The sequence below is a fragment of the Sphingobium sp. genome (assembly GCF_032153725.1).
In the GTDB taxonomy this organism is placed as follows: domain Bacteria; phylum Pseudomonadota; class Alphaproteobacteria; order Sphingomonadales; family Sphingomonadaceae; genus Sphingobium.
Map to the genome: position 1 here is coordinate 1 of NZ_JALDYQ010000090.1, position 16,573 is coordinate 16,573.

At 61.4% G+C, this 16,573-nt stretch carries 12 protein-coding genes and 2 tRNA genes; 4 read left to right on the forward strand and 10 right to left on the reverse strand.

Annotated elements, in window-relative coordinates; genetic code table 11:
• Positions 1–1,534 (reverse strand): energy-dependent translational throttle protein EttA (gene ettA / locus RUH75_RS20810; RefSeq protein ID WP_313809109.1); only part of this gene is annotated, 1,534 nt, incomplete at its 3' end.
• Between the two features lie 105 nt (positions 1,535–1,639).
• Here ettA and RUH75_RS20815 point away from each other — a divergent pair.
• From RUH75_RS20815 to RUH75_RS20825, 3 genes are all read left to right on the forward strand, one after another.
• Positions 1,640–3,013: a M20/M25/M40 family metallo-hydrolase gene (locus RUH75_RS20815; protein WP_313809110.1), complete on the forward strand. Its 1,374-nt coding sequence runs from the start codon at positions 1,640–1,642 to the stop codon at positions 3,011–3,013.
• Between the two features lie 155 nt (positions 3,014–3,168).
• Positions 3,169–3,381 (forward strand): hypothetical protein, encoded by a 213-nt coding sequence (locus RUH75_RS20820; RefSeq protein ID WP_013846652.1) that lies wholly within the window; start codon positions 3,169–3,171, stop codon positions 3,379–3,381.
• A gap of 139 nt (positions 3,382–3,520) precedes the next feature.
• Positions 3,521–3,597, forward strand: a tRNA-Pro gene (locus tag RUH75_RS20825).
• Positions 3,598–3,912: 315 nt separating this feature from the next.
• Here RUH75_RS20825 and RUH75_RS20830 read toward each other — a convergent pair.
• From RUH75_RS20830 to RUH75_RS20865, 8 genes are all read right to left on the reverse strand, one after another.
• Positions 3,913–5,190 carry an alginate export family protein gene (locus RUH75_RS20830; RefSeq protein ID WP_313809111.1) on the reverse strand — a complete coding sequence of 426 codons (1,278 nt, stop codon included), beginning with the start codon at positions 5,188–5,190 and terminating at the stop codon, positions 3,913–3,915.
• Positions 5,191–5,269: 79 nt separating this feature from the next.
• A complete protein-coding gene (locus RUH75_RS20835; protein WP_313809112.1) occupies positions 5,270–6,073 on the reverse strand; it encodes an ABC transporter ATP-binding protein in 804 nt (267 codons plus the stop codon).
• A 16-nt stretch (positions 6,074–6,089) separates the two neighbouring features.
• Complete coding sequence (ntrB, locus tag RUH75_RS20840) at positions 6,090–7,040, reverse strand: nitrate ABC transporter permease (RefSeq protein WP_313809113.1); 951 nt, start codon at positions 7,038–7,040, stop codon at positions 6,090–6,092.
• A gap of 17 nt (positions 7,041–7,057) precedes the next feature.
• The gene (locus RUH75_RS20845) at positions 7,058–8,437 is read right to left on the reverse strand and encodes a CmpA/NrtA family ABC transporter substrate-binding protein (protein WP_313809114.1); all 1,380 of its coding nucleotides are present in this window, start codon (positions 8,435–8,437) and stop codon (positions 7,058–7,060) included.
• 514 nt (positions 8,438–8,951) lie between these two features.
• Complete coding sequence (locus RUH75_RS20850) at positions 8,952–11,393, reverse strand: TonB-dependent receptor domain-containing protein (RefSeq protein ID WP_313809115.1); 2,442 nt, start codon at positions 11,391–11,393, stop codon at positions 8,952–8,954.
• Between the two features lie 327 nt (positions 11,394–11,720).
• Positions 11,721–11,796: transfer RNA gene (locus RUH75_RS20855), tRNA-Ile, on the reverse strand.
• A gap of 85 nt (positions 11,797–11,881) precedes the next feature.
• Positions 11,882–12,919, reverse strand: a complete 1,038-nt coding sequence (locus tag RUH75_RS20860) for a polysaccharide deacetylase family protein (RefSeq protein WP_313809116.1) — start codon at positions 12,917–12,919, stop codon at positions 11,882–11,884.
• Positions 12,920–12,983: 64 nt separating this feature from the next.
• Complete coding sequence (locus RUH75_RS20865) at positions 12,984–14,705, reverse strand: sensor histidine kinase (RefSeq protein ID WP_409592411.1); 1,722 nt, start codon at positions 14,703–14,705, stop codon at positions 12,984–12,986.
• 196 nt (positions 14,706–14,901) lie between these two features.
• Between RUH75_RS20865 and RUH75_RS20870 the strand changes: the two genes are divergently transcribed.
• Positions 14,902–15,375 carry an Lrp/AsnC family transcriptional regulator gene (locus RUH75_RS20870; RefSeq protein ID WP_313809118.1) on the forward strand — a complete coding sequence of 158 codons (474 nt, stop codon included), beginning with the start codon at positions 14,902–14,904 and terminating at the stop codon, positions 15,373–15,375.
• Between the two features lie 371 nt (positions 15,376–15,746).
• Here RUH75_RS20870 and RUH75_RS20875 read toward each other — a convergent pair.
• On the reverse strand, positions 15,747–16,573 hold an 827-nt coding region (locus RUH75_RS20875), incomplete at its 5' end, for an adenosylhomocysteinase (RefSeq protein WP_313809119.1).

Here is a 16,573-nt window from a genome sequence, read left to right on the forward strand (position 1 = left end):
GGTCGAGGAAGAAGCGGTCGTGGCTGATGACCACGGCGCAGCCCGCGAAATTCTCAATGGCCTCTTCCAGCGCCGCCAGCGTTTCGACGTCGAGATCGTTGGTCGGCTCGTCGAGCAGCAACACATTGCCGCCCTTCTTCAGCATCTTGGCGATGTGCACGCGATTGCGCTCGCCGCCTGACAGCTTGCCGACATTCTTCTGCTGGTCCTGCCCCTTGAAGTTGAAGGCGCCGACATAGGCCCGGGTCGACATGTCATGGCCGTTGACCTTAACATAGTCGAGGCCATCGGACACTTCTTCCCAGACATTCTTCGACGGGTCGAGATGATCGCGGCTCTGGTCGACATAGCCCAGACGCACGGTCGAACCGATGTCTATTTCACCCGAATCGGGCTGTTCCTGCCCCGTGATGATCTTGAACAGCGTCGACTTGCCCGCGCCGTTCGGCCCGATCACGCCAACAATGCCACCCGGCGGCAGCAGGAAGGACAAATCCTCGAACAGCAGCTTGTCGCCATAGGCTTTGCTGATGCCCTTGAACTCGATCACCTTGCCGCCCAGACGTTCGGGCACCTGGATGACGATCTGTGCCTTGCCGGGTGAACGATTCTCCTGACCTGCAACCAGTTCCTCGAACTTCTTGATACGCGCCTTGGACTTGGTCTGACGGCCCTTGACGCCGGCCCTGATCCACTCCAGCTCGTCCTTGATCGCCTTCTGGCGGCCGGATTCCTCCCGGGATTCCTGCTCCAGACGCTGGGATTTCTTTTCAAGATAGGTGGAATAATTGCCCTCATAGGGGAAATATTTCCCGCGATCGAGTTCGAGAATCCAACCGACCACATTGTCGAGGAAATAGCGGTCGTGGGTGATCATCAGCACCGCGCCCGCATATTCCTTCAGATGGTTTTCCAGCCATTCGACGCTCTCGGCATCCAGATGGTTGGTCGGTTCGTCAAGGAGCAGGATGTCCGGCTTCTGGATCAGCAGGCGGGTCAGCGCGATACGGCGCTTTTCACCGCCCGACAGGCTGTCCACCGGCCAGTCCGAAGGCGGGCAGCGCAGCGCTTCCATGGCGATTTCAAGCTGGTTGTCGAGCGTCCAGCCATCGACCGCGTCGATCTGCTCCTGCAACGTGCCCATCTCTTCCATCAGCGCGTCGAAATCGGCATCTTCCGGCGGATCGGCCATGAGCATGCTGATTTCGTTGAAGCGGTCCATCTTGTCCGCAATTTCGCGCGCGCCGTCCTTGACATTCTCCAGGACGTTCTTGCTGGCGTCGAGTTGCGGTTCCTGCGGCAGGTAGCCGACCGTGATATTCTCGCCCGGCCAGGCCTCCCCCGTGAAATCCTTGTCGATGCCGCCCATGATCTTCATCAGCGTCGACTTGCCCGCACCGTTGGGGCCGACGATGCCGATCTTGGCGCCGCGATAGAATTGCAGGTTGATGCTGTTGAGCACCGGCTTCTGGGCGCCGGGGAAGCTCTTGGTCATGTTTTTCATGACGAAGGCGTATTGGGACGAGGCGGACATGGCTTGAAGCAGCTCCGAAAGAAGAACAGAGGTGAAAAATCCGGGCGGGGTTAGCGGAGCCGGACCGCGTTGGCAAATGGGGGATGCCCCGCTAAGCCTTCACCCATGCAGAAAATCCGATCGGGCACGCTTGCCGCCCTTTTCTTCGGCAGCATCTTCATCCCCGCCCTCTCCCTCGCCGCGGCGCCTGCGGACAGCCCGATTCGGGAGGCGGCATTGAACGACACGGTCGCCTGGGATTTCATCGAAGGGCTCACCACCGAAATCGGCCCGCGTCCAGCCGGCACGCCGCAGGAGGCCCGCGCCCGCGACTGGGCCGTGACGAAGCTCAAGAGCCTGGGCTTTTCCAATGTCCGCGCCGAAACCTACACCATGCCCGTCTGGCTGCGCGGCCATGAGGAGGCGCGCGTGATTTCGCCCTATCCGCAAAATCTGATCCTTGCGGCGCTGGGCAATAGCGCGTCGACGCCTGAAAAAGGGATTGAAGACGAAGTCGCCTATTTCCCGACCCTGGCCGATCTGGAAGCCGCGCCCGAAGGCAGCCTCAAGGGCAAAATCGCCTTCGTCAGCCACGCCATGCACGCGACGCAGGACGGCAGCTCCTACGGTTATTTCGGCGCCGCCCGCCGGCAGGGTCCCAGCATCGCATCGAAAAAGGGCGCCATCGCGATATTGATCCGATCGATCGGCACGGACAGTCACCGCCAGCCCCATACAGGCGTCCAGATGTGGACCGATGGCGTGAAACCGATTCCTGCCGCCGCGCTGAGCGTTCCCGACGCCGAGCAACTCACGCGCATGATATCGCGCGGCCAGCCAATTCGCCTGCATCTTACTCTCAGCTCGAAAATGCTGAAGGACCAGCCGTCAGGCAACGTCATCGCCGAAATCCCCGGCGGCGATCCCAAGGCGGGCGTGGTCGTCGCTGCCTGTCATCTCGACAGCTGGGATCAGGGCACGGGCGCGATCGATGACGGCGCGGGCTGCGGAATCGTCGCGGCCGCCGCGCTTCAGGCCTCGAAAGCCGGGCCGCTCCGCCGCACCATCCGCGTGCTGATGGCGGGGGCAGAGGAGGTTGGCGGCAATGGCGGCCGCGCTTATTATGAAGCCCATGGCAAGGAACCTCACGCCATGGCCATGGAATCGGATTTCGGCGCCGATCGTGTCTGGCGCGTCGATTTCAAGCTGCCGCAGGGTCATGACGCCCTCACCCGCCGCCTCGCCACGGTCCTTGAACCATTGGGCATAGGCGCCAGCCGCCTGCCCGCAGGCGGCGGATCGGACATCGAACCGCTGATCAAGGCGGGCGTTCCCGTGGTCGACCTGCAACAGGACGGCACGCGCTATTTCGACATCCATCACACGCCTGACGATACGCTGGACAAGGTCGATCTCCAGCAATTGCGACAAAATGTCGCCGCCTGGGCAGTTGCACTTTTCGAAATCGCAAATGCACCGGAATCGCTAGGCGTTAAATGAACTTTTATTGTAGACAACTGCTTGTCGCGTGATTCTGTCGCTTCACCGACGCAGAAAAGCATTGATTTGTGCAGCGCACACGTTAATGCGGGTCGCTCGCGTAAGTCACGATTTTGTCGTGGCGGCGCGGCAAAATGCTATGGGAGCCGTACACAATGAAGAAGATCGCTGTTGTTTTCGCTTCGGCCGGCCTGATGGCCCTCGCCGCTTGCGGTGAGAAGCCGGCTAACGAGACCGCGAACGCTTCGAACGCTGTTGTCGAGAACGTTGTCGAGAACGCCGCTAACGCTGCTGACAACGCTGCGAACGCTGCTGACAACGCCGCGAACGCTGCGAACGTCGCTGGCAACGCCGCGAACGCCGAATAATCTTCGCTCAGCGAGATTTCGAAAGGGCGGATCGTCTCAGACGGTCCGCCCTTTTTCCGTTTTGGTGAATAACGGATCGAAGAACAGACAAAAGCAAGATTGACGGAAGCCCCGCTTCGCCGCTAAGGCCCGCGAGCGCCGGGGAGTAGCGCAGTCTGGTAGCGCGCCTGCTTTGGGAGCAGGATGTCGCAGGTTCGAATCCTGTCTCCCCGACCATTTTTTCCGAAATTGCCACAATGGCTTGCGAAGCGGTCCTCAGGCATGATGCCGCGCATCAGTGGAACAGCAGCCACAGAAGGATGATGATCGGAATGGGCACCCCCAGCAGCCACAGCAAAATGCCCTTTCCCATCGGACCGATCCTCTCTCCATGCGCTTCCCTGATCCAACAACCGAAGCCGGATGGATGTTCCGCCGCGACACCCATCCAGCGGCGCCACTCGAATCAATGCAAAACGCCACCGATGCCGGTTCTCACGACCCCGGCAGCGATGGCGTCCCGACAGCGGCCTAACAGCCAGCCGTCATGATTTAGAGTGCGTAGTCGATCTGCGCCCAGAATTTCCTGGTGTCCGCATCGCCGGTGAAGCTGGCGATGCCCTTGCGATCATAATCGGCATATTTGACGAGCGCGCTCAGATGCTTGTTCAGCTTCATCGTGATTTGCGCATTATATTCGTCGCCATAATGGATCGACAGCCGGTCACTGCTGAAGTGATGATAGGTGAAGGACGCGACCAGCGGCCCCGCCTTGCCGATCTTGGGCACGGTATAGCCGATACCGGCATAATAATCCTGAATGCCCGTCCCCGGCGTCGTCAGGAACTTGTCGGCCCAGCCATTGAACTTGTGCAGCGTCGCGAAAGGCGTCTGGAAGGCGAAACCGCCCGCAATCCCAGTCGCGCCCGCATCGGACCCCAGCAGTTCATAGCCGCCGGTCAGCTTGAACGCAGCGACATCCAGCGCCAGTTCCGCCGCGACATAATCCGCTGAATAATTGACCGGGTTGGTCGCATAATCGCTCTGCTTCGCATAGCTGGCGAGGTAGCTGAGCTTCACCTTCTTCGTGAACGGCACGGCGCCCATGAAGCGCGCGCCATAGGTCTGGCTGCTGTTCCGACGCAGCGCCAGCACGGCCTCATCCTCATCCACCAGATAGGCAAAGCCCGTCAGCGTGCCCAACTTCGTCTTGTAGGAGACATTGGCGAAGATGTTGTCGCCATCGATTTTGGTCGGCCGGTTGGTCGCGCCGAACTTGCCGCCATCAATGCCCCAGATCGTCCGCGCCGAAATCGCATAGGTGACGTCAAACTTCAGGTTCTTGACGCCCATATATTCGACGCGCACCGCATCAAAGGTCTGCTCATTCTGCCGCCAGGCGACCGATCCGACAAAGCGCTGGTCGTCCAGATTGATCCGCTGCCGGCCAATGGTCACGATCAGAGGTTTGGTGCGATACTGGATCTGCACCCGATTGGCCTCGACATTTTCCGGATCGGCAACGAGCGGATAGAGCGTCTTTCCATTGACGCCGCTATTATAGTCCTCATCGATCGCCAGAGTGCCCTCCGCTTCCGCCAGGAAAGCCCAGGGGCCCTTGGAAATCTCGCCGCCCGCGCGCAGCCTCATCGTCACCGCATTGGCATCGCGGCTGCTGGTGAGCGGCGCCGGGCCGGCCTGATCCACCGTCTCGTAACGCAGCCGCGCCTCGATGATCGGCTTGAACACCACGTCCTGGGCCAGCGCCGGCGCCGCAATCGAAACCGACGCCAGGGCCGAGGCCGACAACAGGAAAGAAACCTTCTTCATAAATCCCCCTTCATTTGCTCCCGATGGCTATTCTGGGCCTTTTCAGAGCATCCTCTCCAAGTCGGATTGTCTTGAACTTTCAGGCAGCGAGCGTCGCCGGATTGCGATAGCGCTCATGCAGGAAGTGGATCACGGCAGAGCGCGCCTCCGCATATTCGGGCGCATCGATTGCCTCCAGCCGGTTGCGGGGTCGCGCCAGCGACACGGTGCGATCCTCCCCGATCCGCGCTGCCGGGCCGTTGGTCATCATCACCACCCGGTCAGCCAACAGCACAGCCTCATCCACGTCATGAGTGATCATCAGCACGGTGTTGTTGAGCCGCGCCTGCAAATCCATGACCACATCCTGAAGCGCCGCCCGCGTCAGCGCGTCGAGCGCGCCGAAAGGCTCGTCCATCAGCAGCACGCGCGGGTTCATCGCAATGGCGCGGGCAATGCCGACGCGCTGCTTCATGCCGCCGGACAGTTCACCGGGGCGCTTGGCGGCGGCATGGGCCATCTGGACCAGCTCCAGATTGTGCATAACCCACTCCCGGCGCTCTGCCTTGCTCTTGCCACCCGCCGTCTTGTCGACCGCGAGACGCACATTCTCCTCGACTGTCAGCCAGGGCAGCAGGCTATGGTCCTGAAAGACCACCGCCCGGTCCGGCCCCGGCGCGTCGACCACCTGTCCATCAAGGAAGATCGCGCCTCGCGTCGGCTTGACCAGTCCGGCCACGGCGTTGAGCAGCGTCGACTTGCCGCAGCCCGAATGGCCGATCAGCGCGACGAACTGCCCCTTCTCAACCTCCAGATCGATCCCGTCGAGCGCGCAGAAGCGCCCGGCCCTGGTGGGAAATTCAACGGTGATGCCCTCAAGCGCGAGATAGCTGCGTTGTTTCATGGAAAGTCCCTCCCCTTTATCCTGCGCGGCCGATGATGCGGCCGGCGAAGGAGACGATGCGGTCCAGCGTAAAGCCAACCATGCCGATCCAGATCAGCGCGACGATGGTGTCGGTCAGCAACGAGCTGTTGTAGCTGTCCCAGATGAAGAAGCCGACGCCGGTGCCGCCCTGCACCATTTCAGCGGCCACAATGGCGAGCCAACTCATGCCGACGCCGATGCGGAGGCCCGTGAACATATGCGGCACGGTGGCGGGCAACATGATACGCGTGAAATATTCGAACGGATTGAGCGCCAGCACCTTTGCGACATTGCGATACGCCGCCGGAATGGTCTGCACGCCCGCCGCGGTATTCAGGATGACGGGCCAGATCGCGGTGATGAAGATCAGGAAGATCGCGGACGGCTGTGCCTGTTGGAAGATCGCGAGGCTGATCGGCAACCAGGCCAGGGGCGGCACGGTGCGCAACACCTGGAACAACGGGTCGAGCGCGCGAAAGGCAAAGACGCTCTGCCCGATCAATATGCCCAACGCCACCCCGATCACCGCCGCGATGCTGTAGCCGATCAGCACGCGGCTGAGGCTGGTCAGCACATGACCGGCAATGCCGACATCGCCGCCATCCTGGATGCTGAAATGGGTAAGGCCGATCTCCACACCCTTGAACGGATGGATGATGACCTCATGGCTTTCCTGCCAGACCTTGACCGGACTCGGAAAAGTCGCGTCCGGCGATCCGCAGAGCAACTGCCAGAAGGCGAGCAGCGCGGCGAGCATCACCATGGTCGGCACGATGCTGGCCGCCACGGATCGCGCGTGCCGAACCAGCGGATGCACGGGTATGGCGACCGGCTCAAAGCTGCGGCGGGCAATGGCCTCTTCGGGATAAGGCACGATGATCCCCAATTCGGTGGCGGCGGCCGAAGCCGACCGTCCACTGGTCTTGCTGGGCGATGGTGACGCCATGCTCGTCTCCTTCCTCATCAGGCCCGCTTGATCGCAAGGCTGGCGAGATAAGCCTTGGGATTGGCGGGATCGAAGGTTTTGCCGTCGAAGAATTTCTCGACGCCGCGGCTGTCGCTGGCCGGCCCCTTGCCGCCCAGCATCGCGGCCGCCTTGCGCCAGATGTCGGAACGGTTGACCTTGGCGATCGCGCCCTTGGTGTCGAGCGACATGGGCAGCTTGCCCCAGCGCTGGTTCTCCGTCAGGAACCAGAGATCGTGGCTCTTGTACGGGAAGCTGGCATAGCCGTTCCAGAACTTCATCTTGAACGGAGCGTTCGGATATTTCCGCCCGTCGCCCATGGTGAAATTGCCTTGCAGACGGTCGGCAATGTCGGTGATCGGGCACTTCAGATAGTCGCGGCCCGCAATCGCTCCGGCCAGACGCGTGATATTGCCCGGATTGTCCGCCCAGCGCTGCGCTTCCAACACGGCCGCCGTGATCGCCACCGCCGCGCGCGGATATTTGGCGACCCAATCAGAGCGCATGGCGAAGCTCTTTTCAGGATGGTTCATCCACATCTGACCGGTCGACACGGCCGTATAGCCCAGCTGCTGAGCGACCAGCTGGTCGTTCCATGGTTCACCCACGCAAAAGGCGTCCATGGTGTCAGCCTTCATGTTCGCAACCATCTGCGGCGGCGGGATGGTGATGAGTTCAACATCCTTGTCGGGATCGATGCCACCCGCTGCCAGCCAGTAGCGAATCCACAGGTCATGCGTCCCACCGGGGAAGGTCATGGCCATGGTAATCTTCTTGCCAGCGCCCTTGCGCTGCGCGATCACGCCTTTCATCTTGGCCGAACTGAGATCGGCTTTCGCACCCAGATATTCCTTGGATACTGAAATGCCCTGCCCATTGACGTTCAGGCGGGCAAGGATGCTCATGGGCGTTGCCTTGCCGATCGCGCCCAGCGTCAGCAGATAGGGCATGGGGGTCAGGATGTGAGCGCCGTCTATGCCGCCGCCCGCGCTGCCCAACACCAGATTGTCACGCGTGGCGCCCCAGCTGGCCTGCTTCGCCACCTGAACATCCGGCATGCCATATTTGGCGAAAAAGCCGAGTTCCTTGGCGATGATCAGCGGCGCCGCATCGGTCAGCGCGATGAAGCCCAGCTTGGCCCCTGTCACCTCGGGCCCGGCGCCGGCGGCGAACGCACCCGAAGGAAAGGCCTGCTGCACCGCAGCAAGAAGCGCCGCCGTGCCACTCGTCTTGAGCATTCCACGACGGTTGACGCCGTTGGGATTATCCCCCTCTGCCATTTCCCATTGTCCTTCCCTGTTGATCTCTGCCGCGCGAAGGGCGCAACCAGCCTTCGCCGGAAGCCATTCCAGCGCGCGAAAATTGATGTTGAAAGCCACGCGGCAGCGGCGGAGCTGCCACGGAAAACCCAATAAAAAAGCCGCCGGGACGAAGGTCCTTCAGGACCTGTCCGGGCGGCGTCATTGCCTTATCGATCCGCTCAGGATCGCAGCTGAACCCAACCGTCATCGGTGAAGCCAGCCTATGGACCGGAGCGCCCCTGCTCCGATGAAAGACAAGCTGTCACCGATTCATTCGAGTCGCAAGCGAAATTTTGCATTGCACAAATTGCAACTGCTCAAAGACTTTTGCACTTGATACGGATGGAAATGGCGGAACCGGGCAACCATCTCCCACCGCTCTCATCGCGGCGGTCGGAAACGCGTTCAAGGCCGCAGGATCGCGATCCGCATGAAAGAAAAAGGGGGCGCCCAGCCCTGCTGCAGCGCCCCCGAAATCCAGGGACAGGATGACTGTCCCATATTCCTGTTTAGATCGCTCATGTCATGGCAAGGATTTTGCCCTTAGAACCTTGATCATGAGCGGCTTTATATTGCGATCCATTGACCTCGCTTAACCCCCGAAGGAATATTTCACACGAATGCCATAGGCCCGCGGCTCACCGGGCGTGCGGGTAACGATGCCTGCGCCTGTGGAGGGCGACAGCGCGATCGACTGCGCCGGCAGGACATATTTCTTGTCGAACAGGTTCTTCACATAGACCGACACATCGAAGTTGCTACCCATGACGTTGGTCCAGCCGATATCCGCATTGCTCAGATCGTAGCTCGGGATATTGTAGACCAGGGCTGAAGCCACCGGAAAGCGCGGATCCCAGGCATCGGACGAATTATACTGGCTCTGATAGGTCCAGTTGAAACCCAATTCGAGCTTGCCCAGCGATTCGTCCATCGGCGCGTAGATACGGGCCGAAACGCTCGCAATATGCTTCGGCGCACGCGCGAACGGATTGCTCGAGCGATCGATGCCGTCCGGCCCGAGGAAGCTGGTGAACTTCGCATCCGTGTATGAATAGAAGCCCGACAGCTCGAACAACGGCACGGGACGGAAGATGCCTTCGAACTCGATGCCCTGGATCCGCGCGCGACCGGCATTGGTGGTGACGGTAGTGACAGGGATCGCGCTGGCATCGGTCAGCTGACGCTGAATGTCGCGATATTTGGCATAGAATGCCGCGACGTTGGTCCGGAGGAACATGTTGCCGGGATGCCAGTCAGCCTTCAGGCCCACTTCGACATCGTCGACCTTTTCCGGCTGGAAGGTACGCTTCAGACCGGCGACCGTGGTCGAGCGGGCACCGTAACCGCCTGTGCGATAGCCATGACGGGTCGCGGCGTAGAGCAGCGTATCCTTGTTGATGTGCCAGTCGAGGCTGAGGTTGTAGGTCGGCTCGCGGAACTTCGACGTCAGCGGCAGCGCGCAGTTCGCATAGCTGATGTCGCCCGACACCGCGTTGAAGAAGCGGCACTGCCCCGGCGCCGCCGGACCGACATTAGGACCGACGAATCTGTTCAGGATCACGGCATGACGCTCGTCCCAGTTCTGCCGCACGCCGATCGTGCCGACCAGGCCTTCGGCGATGCTGTTGAGTTTGAGCGAGGCCTGGAAGAACAGCGCCTTGCTGGTGTTGCTGGCGTTGCCCGAAGTCTGCGAGACGCGGCCGTAAAGGCTGTAGCCGCTCGCGCAGCCCGCCGGATTGCCCAATGTCGGCACCGGCGTTGCCGTCAGGCCGGCGGAATTGCGGCAGAGTCCCGCGAACGGATCGTTCAGCACATCGTAAACGCTCACGATCTGTGAGGGCTGCAATGTCGTCAGCGCGCCCGTGATGGTGCCGATCGACGGCGACTTCTCTTTGGCCTTTTCATTGAAATAATAGAAGCCACCGATCCAGTTGCCCCATTCCTCGTCGCCGGCCAGCTGGAGTTCGTTGGAGAACTGGTGCTGGCGGGAGAAGCGCTCCGTCGTACTGTCGTTCGCGGCGACGCCGTCGGTATCCTCCAGGGAGTGGAAGTCCAGATGGCGATAGCCCGCGATGTTCTTCAGGCTGACCTTGTCGTTCAGCTGATAGGTCAGCGTGTCGGTGATGTCGTAAGTCTCGACATTTGCGTACATCTTGATGCCGCTGGCGACGTGGAAATAGTCGCGGGTCGCTTGCGCCGCATAACCAGAGGACGCGCCGACCGCGATCGGGAAGCTGCCCGTGCCGCCATTGCGCGCGCGAACGTACGAACCCATCAGGACATTGTGCCACGCATCATCCGGATGGAAATCAAGGGTAATGCGAGCGGCGTTGCTGTTCTCGGTGTTGATGTTCTTGTTGTTGCGCAGCACGTCATGGATATAGCCGCCGCGTTCCTTGTGCTCGCCCGCGATGCGGACGCTGAAGCTGTCGCCGAGCGGAGCATTGACCATGCCGTCGGTGATGTAGGTGCCGAAATTGGCGACCGTCTGCGCAACAGAGGCTTCAAAATTGCGCCCCGCCGCGTTCGGCGTGACCACGACCGCACCACCGGGGGTGTTGCGGCCGAACAGCGTGCCCTGCGGACCGCGCAGAACCTGCACATTCGCAATATCGAAGAAGGCGAGGTTGGCGCCCAGCGGACGCGGCACGACGACATCACCGATATAGAGCGACACCGACGGATCCGACAGCGCGGTCAGATCCTGCTGGCTCTGGCCACGGATCGCGAAATAGGGCGCGGTGTTGCCGGCCGAGCCGTTGGTGATCAGCAGGTTCGGGACCCGGCCGCTGAGATCGCCGACCGACTGGATGTTCTGGCGCTCCAGCTGCGCGGCGCCGATCGCGGAGACGGCGACGGGAATATCCTGCTGCCTCTCTTCGCGCCGACGCGCCGTAACGATGATTTCGTCGCTATTGATTGGGCTTGCCTTGGTTTCCGCAGGCGCGGTCTGCGCCATGGCGGGCATGAAAGGCAGAAAACAGGTGAGCGAAGTCGCCGCGCAAAGCGCGGCCGTACGGGCGGATTTAAGCATACGGCATCCCCTCCAATTGTTGATATCGCGCCGATTTACCTCGACGTCGTGCTGTATTCTTTAACCTAACCGCTCACCGCACGCATCCGGGAACTGGGAGAGAAGGGGAAGCATCGCATCTGTGAATATGCATCGGCATGCAAAAAAAAGCGCTCTCACGCGATTTGATGACGCTGTTCATGTTGCAACGGGGATATGTCGGGCCCGGAGGAAATGAGTTTGGTGCAACGCCTTATGTCCGACGCTTCCTCAATCGGCGTCGGAAACTCACTTTCAAATCTGAGACAATGCCCCTGAGCTTTGCGCTAACTCATTGAAAACAAGTATTGGTGGGCCCGGCAGGACTCGAACCCGCAACCTAGCCGTTATGAGCGGCCAGCTCTAACCATTGAGCTACAGGCCCCACCTTAAACGATTTTCCTCGCCGCATATTCGAGTCGTCAACGCTTTGCGCCGACTTTGAAAACGCACTGGCCGGATAAGCAGCATCACGCCGCTTGGCAAGCCCGTCCGCGCACCGGCACGGCGTCAAGCAATTGATCCAGCGTGGCGGGCAACACGCCCCGCCGCGCCAGATGGTTCAACACCGCGTCCCACCATCGATAGAAAGCCGTCCGATCACTCTCATTCCGCACATAAGGCGTATGCCCCGGCTCCAGCGTCGGCGAGTGAAAGCTGAAGTTCAACACCCTCACCCCTTCCTCGATCAAGGCATCGATTGCCGCCATCGCCTCACGTCCCGTTATCCCCTCGGGCGTTAGCGGCACCCGGCTCAACATCCGCGCCCGCGACAAAGCGCCGGCCATTGGCCCCATGCCCTGCGCCGCGCGATAGAGCCGCTCGCCCCCGCCCCTCAATAACCCGACAAAGGCTGTCGAAAGCGGTAATTCCACCAGCCGCCGCTCCGGCCCGGCCCAATAGGGATGCTGTGGCAAGCCCTGAAAATCCGGCCCATATTGCCCGCTATAATCAAAGCGGCTGCGGACGGAACTGTCGAGCCGGAATCCTGCCTCCTCCAGCAGCCGGGCGCTGTTCGGACCCACGCCATAGCGCCCCGCCCTGTACGCGATCGGCCGTGCACCGAAACGCGCCGCTATCCGTTCACACAGCGCTTCCAGCTTTGCCCGCTCCACCGTTTCGGGCAGAAAGCCGACATAGCTGTTCGCCGCCGTCACTTCCTCGACATGGGGTGGATTGACCCAGGGATGGAGATGCGCGCCGATATCCGCCCTGCCCTCGGCCAGCCAACCGCCTATCATGTCCGCCGCCGCATCGCTGTCGACCACCGGATAATCGGTGACATAAACCGGCTTCACCCCCGCCGCCGCAAAATAGGCCTGCCCCCGCGCCATGCCCGCAAGAGCGGTGACACCATGGCCCGTCCGCCGGAAGGGCGCGGTCCAGTCGAACTCTTCCTCCGTATCCACGAACAGCATGAAGCGCGTGCCGAACGCCGGATCAAAGGCGATCCTATCCTCCGGCACGGGCGCGCGGAGCAGGTTTCCATCATGGGGAAATGCGGTCATGACGCCTTCCCTACGCAGATATGGTTGCGATAGGGTTTCCCTCTTCCGCGCATTCGGGGAGCCATCAGGCGCTGCCGACCGCATCCTCCGTTTCGGCGATGGCGGGCACGGCCAGCAGCAAGCGGCCCGGTTCGATTTCCAGTGCCCCCCCGCATCCCGCGGCAAGGCTGCGGATCAGGCGCAGGGAAAAGCCCAGCCCCAGCAAAGGCCCATCCGCCCAATTGCCGTCCGGCATATAACCCGGATCGAGCAGCCGATCTTCTTCCATGCCTGCCAGAGCAGATGGTCGGTCGATCGCCAGCACGACGCGCCCTTCCGCATGGTCGGGCTGATACCAACAGGCGCCAGTCAGCGCTTCTCCTTCTGGCGCTACCGAAATCAGCGTACGCAACAGATGCTGGACCATCCGCTCCCCCTGCACCGGATCGATCCGCACCATCGGCAGCCCGCGCGCCATGGCGATATTGATCTGCGTATAGTCGCCCTGCTGACGGAAGCGCGCCGACACCTGGGTCACCAGCAGCGCCGGATCCACCGCGCGCGGCGCCTCGCTGCCTTCCCCTCGCGATATCCGCGCCGCCAGATCCAGATCGTCGAAGGCCGTGAGCAAATGCCGCGCATCCACCGCGATCTTGCCCGCCATGTCCCGATATTCGACGCCCGCCGGGCCGAACAGCTCCTGCTCTATGATCTCGGCAAAGCCCAATATGGCGTTCAGCGGCGTGCGCAGTTCATGCACCAGTTGCCGGATCGAATCGGCGGAAAGGCCCGCGATCGATACCGGCTCGGCGCGCGGCCCGGATGCCACCTCGTGCAGATAGGGCCGCCGTGCTTGCCCGCGATAGCCCTGAAACCGGCCGGAACGCGGGTCGAAAAAGGGCGTCGCGGACATCCGCCATTCGCCCGCCATCGCCCCACCGACAATCGTGTAACGACCATTTTGATAACCGCTGCGCCGCATGAAGGCGCCCGCGACATGCCCATCGGGACCGCTGCCGCCCTCCAGAGCTGTTTCATTGAGCGTCAGCCCGATCAACGCTGCCCGGGGCCCCTGATCGACCCAGACGATGGTTCCTGCCGCATCGGTTTCGAAAGCGAAGGCGCGCGGCGCGGCTTCGGCGTCACGGCGCGCGGCCTCGTCCGGTTCTCCTGCCCGTCGCGCACTGGTGAAACGTGCGATCCGGTCTACGAGGTTGCGGATCTGGCTCTGATCTTCTTCCGCTCGGTCGACCGGCTCGGCCTGCGGCGGCTCCCCGACCACGGCTGGCGGATCGGAATGCACGATCATCGCCTCTGTCAGCAGCATGTCTTCCTGCTCGACCGCAACATCGCTGGTCAACACCAGATCGGTCGCGCCAAAGGCCTCCAGCCCCTGAAGCGTCGCCGGCCCGAGATCACGCCGCGATCGCAGCACGCCGCGCGCCGTTGGCGTCAACCGCGGCAACATTTCCACCCATGCGGCGTCGGGCAATCGCGCGCGGGACATGGCCGCCGCCGCGATGGCGGGACGGTCATTGGCGAAAAATTCGACCAGCACCGGCGACCGCAGCCGCCCGCCCAACTCCACGACGGTCGCGATCCGCTGCGTTTCCGATAATTTGGGCAGAAGCTTCGTCAGCCGCTCCAGCAGCGCGGCCCGCTCGACGCCTGACAGGACCAGCCGATCATGCCGGTCATTTTGCGCCAACAAATCCACGCATTGCCGCCACAGGGTCACGGCGCCAAGACCGCTTCTGCTTTCGGCGGCCAGAACCGTCTGCATGAGATCGTTGAAGCGCACCTGCATTCCCCATTCTGACCCGGCGCAGCGCTGCGAAAACCATTCGCCGGGGGTATCGTTTCACAGGGATAATGCTTCCCGGAGCAAAGGGAAAGAGGCGCAAATGGGTTCTTATGCGAACGTCGCATAGTGGGACAATTGCATTGCCCTGAAATATTATTATGGTAATACCTTGTTAACAGGTAAGGAAATAAGCGGAATAATGGCCGGCCCCAATATTGACGACATCGACCTCCAGATCCTTGGCGAATTGCAGGATGACGGCAGGATGACCAATGTGGAGCTGGCCCGCAAGGTGGGGCTGACGGCTCCGCCCTGCCTGCGCCGCGTCCGCGCGCTGGAGGAAAGCGGCGCGATCAGTTCCTACCATGCCGTGGTGAATCCCTCGATGTTGGGTTACACCATCACGGTCTTCGCGATGGTCAGCCTCAAAAGCCAGGCCGAAGCGGACCTGAAAGCGTTCGAGGATCACGTCGCCACCCTGCCCGAAGTCAGGGAATGCTATATGCTGAACGGCGAAATCGACTTCATTTTGAAGGTGGTGGCGAAGGACCTTCAGAGCTTCCAACAGTTCCTGACGTCGAAACTGACGCCCGCGCCGAATGTGGTGAGCGTGAAAACGTCGCTTACGATCCGCACCTCAAAGAACATGCCGGGCGTGCCGCTGCCGGTTTGACCGGATGGCTGTAGTGGGTGGTGAGCGGATGGTCGGCTTAGCTGAGCATTCCTTAATAGGCGCCGTGTTCCTGCGAAGGCAGGAACCCAGTCCCGCCCTCACTTCGTCCTGGCAACATCCGAACTGGGCTCCTGCCTTCGCAGGAGCACGTTACGCTTAATGACCGATAATGGTCGAAACCCGACGCGCCATTTTCCCCTGTCCTACAGCCTCAATGTCGCGCTATCGTTTCCGGCGCTCTTTGAACCGTAAAAGCTGATAGGAAATTTCGGCATAAGCCGCGCTTTCCATATATCTATCGTGTCACCTGTGTCACCCAGTGGCCAAAATCCACTAAAAAGGGGAGGCGATCGCCTCCCCTCCCGTCTCGCTCAGTAGCGATAATGATCCGGCTTGAACGGTCCTTCCGGCGTCACGCCGATATAAGCAGCCTGCTTCGGCGTCAGTTTTGATAGCTTCACGCCGAGTTTCTCCAGGTGAAGCGCGGCAACCTTCTCGTCGAGGTGCTTGGGCAACACATAGACCTCGTTCTTATATTCGCCCGACTTGGTCCACAGCTCGATCTGCGCCAACACCTGGTTGGTGAAGGATGAGGACATGACGAAGCTCGGATGGCCAGTGGCGCAGCCCAGATTGACCAGACGGCCCTTCGCCAGAACGATGATCTTCTTGCCGTCGGGGAACTCGACTTCGTCCACCTGCGGCTTGATCTCCGTCCACTTCATGTTGTTGAGGCCCGCAATCTCGATCTCGCTGTCGAAATGGCCGATGTTGGACACGATCGCCATATTCTTCATCGCGCGCATATGGTCGACGGTGATGACGGCCTCATTGCCGGTCGCGGTGACGAAGATGTCGGCACGGGTGGCCGCTTCTTCCATCGTGACGACTTCATAGCCTTCCATCGCAGCCTGGAGCGCGCAGATCGGATCGACCTCCGTCACCAGCACGCGGGCGCCGCCGTTGCGCAGCGAAGCGGCCGAACCCTTGCCGACGTCACCGAAACCGGCGACGCAGGCGACCTTGCCGGCCAGCATGACGTCGGTGGCGCGGCGGATGGCGTCGACCAGCGATTCCTTGCAGCCATAAAGATTGTCGAACTTCGACTTGGTGACGCTGTCGTTGACGTTGATCGCCGGGAAAGGCAGCTTGCCCTTCTTCGCCAGTTCGTAAAGGCGATGGACGCCGGTGGTCGTCT

Excerpts from the sequence above, each read along its gene's own strand:
- RUH75_RS20815 (WP_313809110.1), top strand. The coding sequence starts at position 1,640 with ATGCAGAAAATCCGATCGGGCACGCTTGCCGCCCTTTTCTTCGGCAGC.
- RUH75_RS20820 (WP_013846652.1), top strand. The coding sequence starts at position 3,169 with ATGAAGAAGATCGCTGTTGTTTTCGCTTCGGCCGGCCTGATGGCCCTC.
- RUH75_RS20830 (WP_313809111.1), bottom strand. The coding sequence starts at position 5,190 with ATGAAGAAGGTTTCTTTCCTGTTGTCGGCCTCGGCCCTGGCGTCGGTT.
- RUH75_RS20835 (WP_313809112.1), bottom strand. The coding sequence starts at position 6,073 with ATGAAACAACGCAGCTATCTCGCGCTTGAGGGCATCACCGTTGAATTT.
- ntrB (WP_313809113.1), bottom strand. The coding sequence starts at position 7,040 with ATGGCGTCACCATCGCCCAGCAAGACCAGTGGACGGTCGGCTTCGGCC.
- RUH75_RS20850 (WP_313809115.1), bottom strand. The coding sequence starts at position 11,393 with ATGCTTAAATCCGCCCGTACGGCCGCGCTTTGCGCGGCGACTTCGCTC.
- RUH75_RS20860 (WP_313809116.1), bottom strand. The coding sequence starts at position 12,919 with ATGACCGCATTTCCCCATGATGGAAACCTGCTCCGCGCGCCCGTGCCG.
- RUH75_RS20865 (WP_409592411.1), bottom strand. The coding sequence starts at position 14,705 with ATGCAGGTGCGCTTCAACGATCTCATGCAGACGGTTCTGGCCGCCGAA.
- RUH75_RS20870 (WP_313809118.1), top strand. The coding sequence starts at position 14,902 with ATGGCCGGCCCCAATATTGACGACATCGACCTCCAGATCCTTGGCGAA.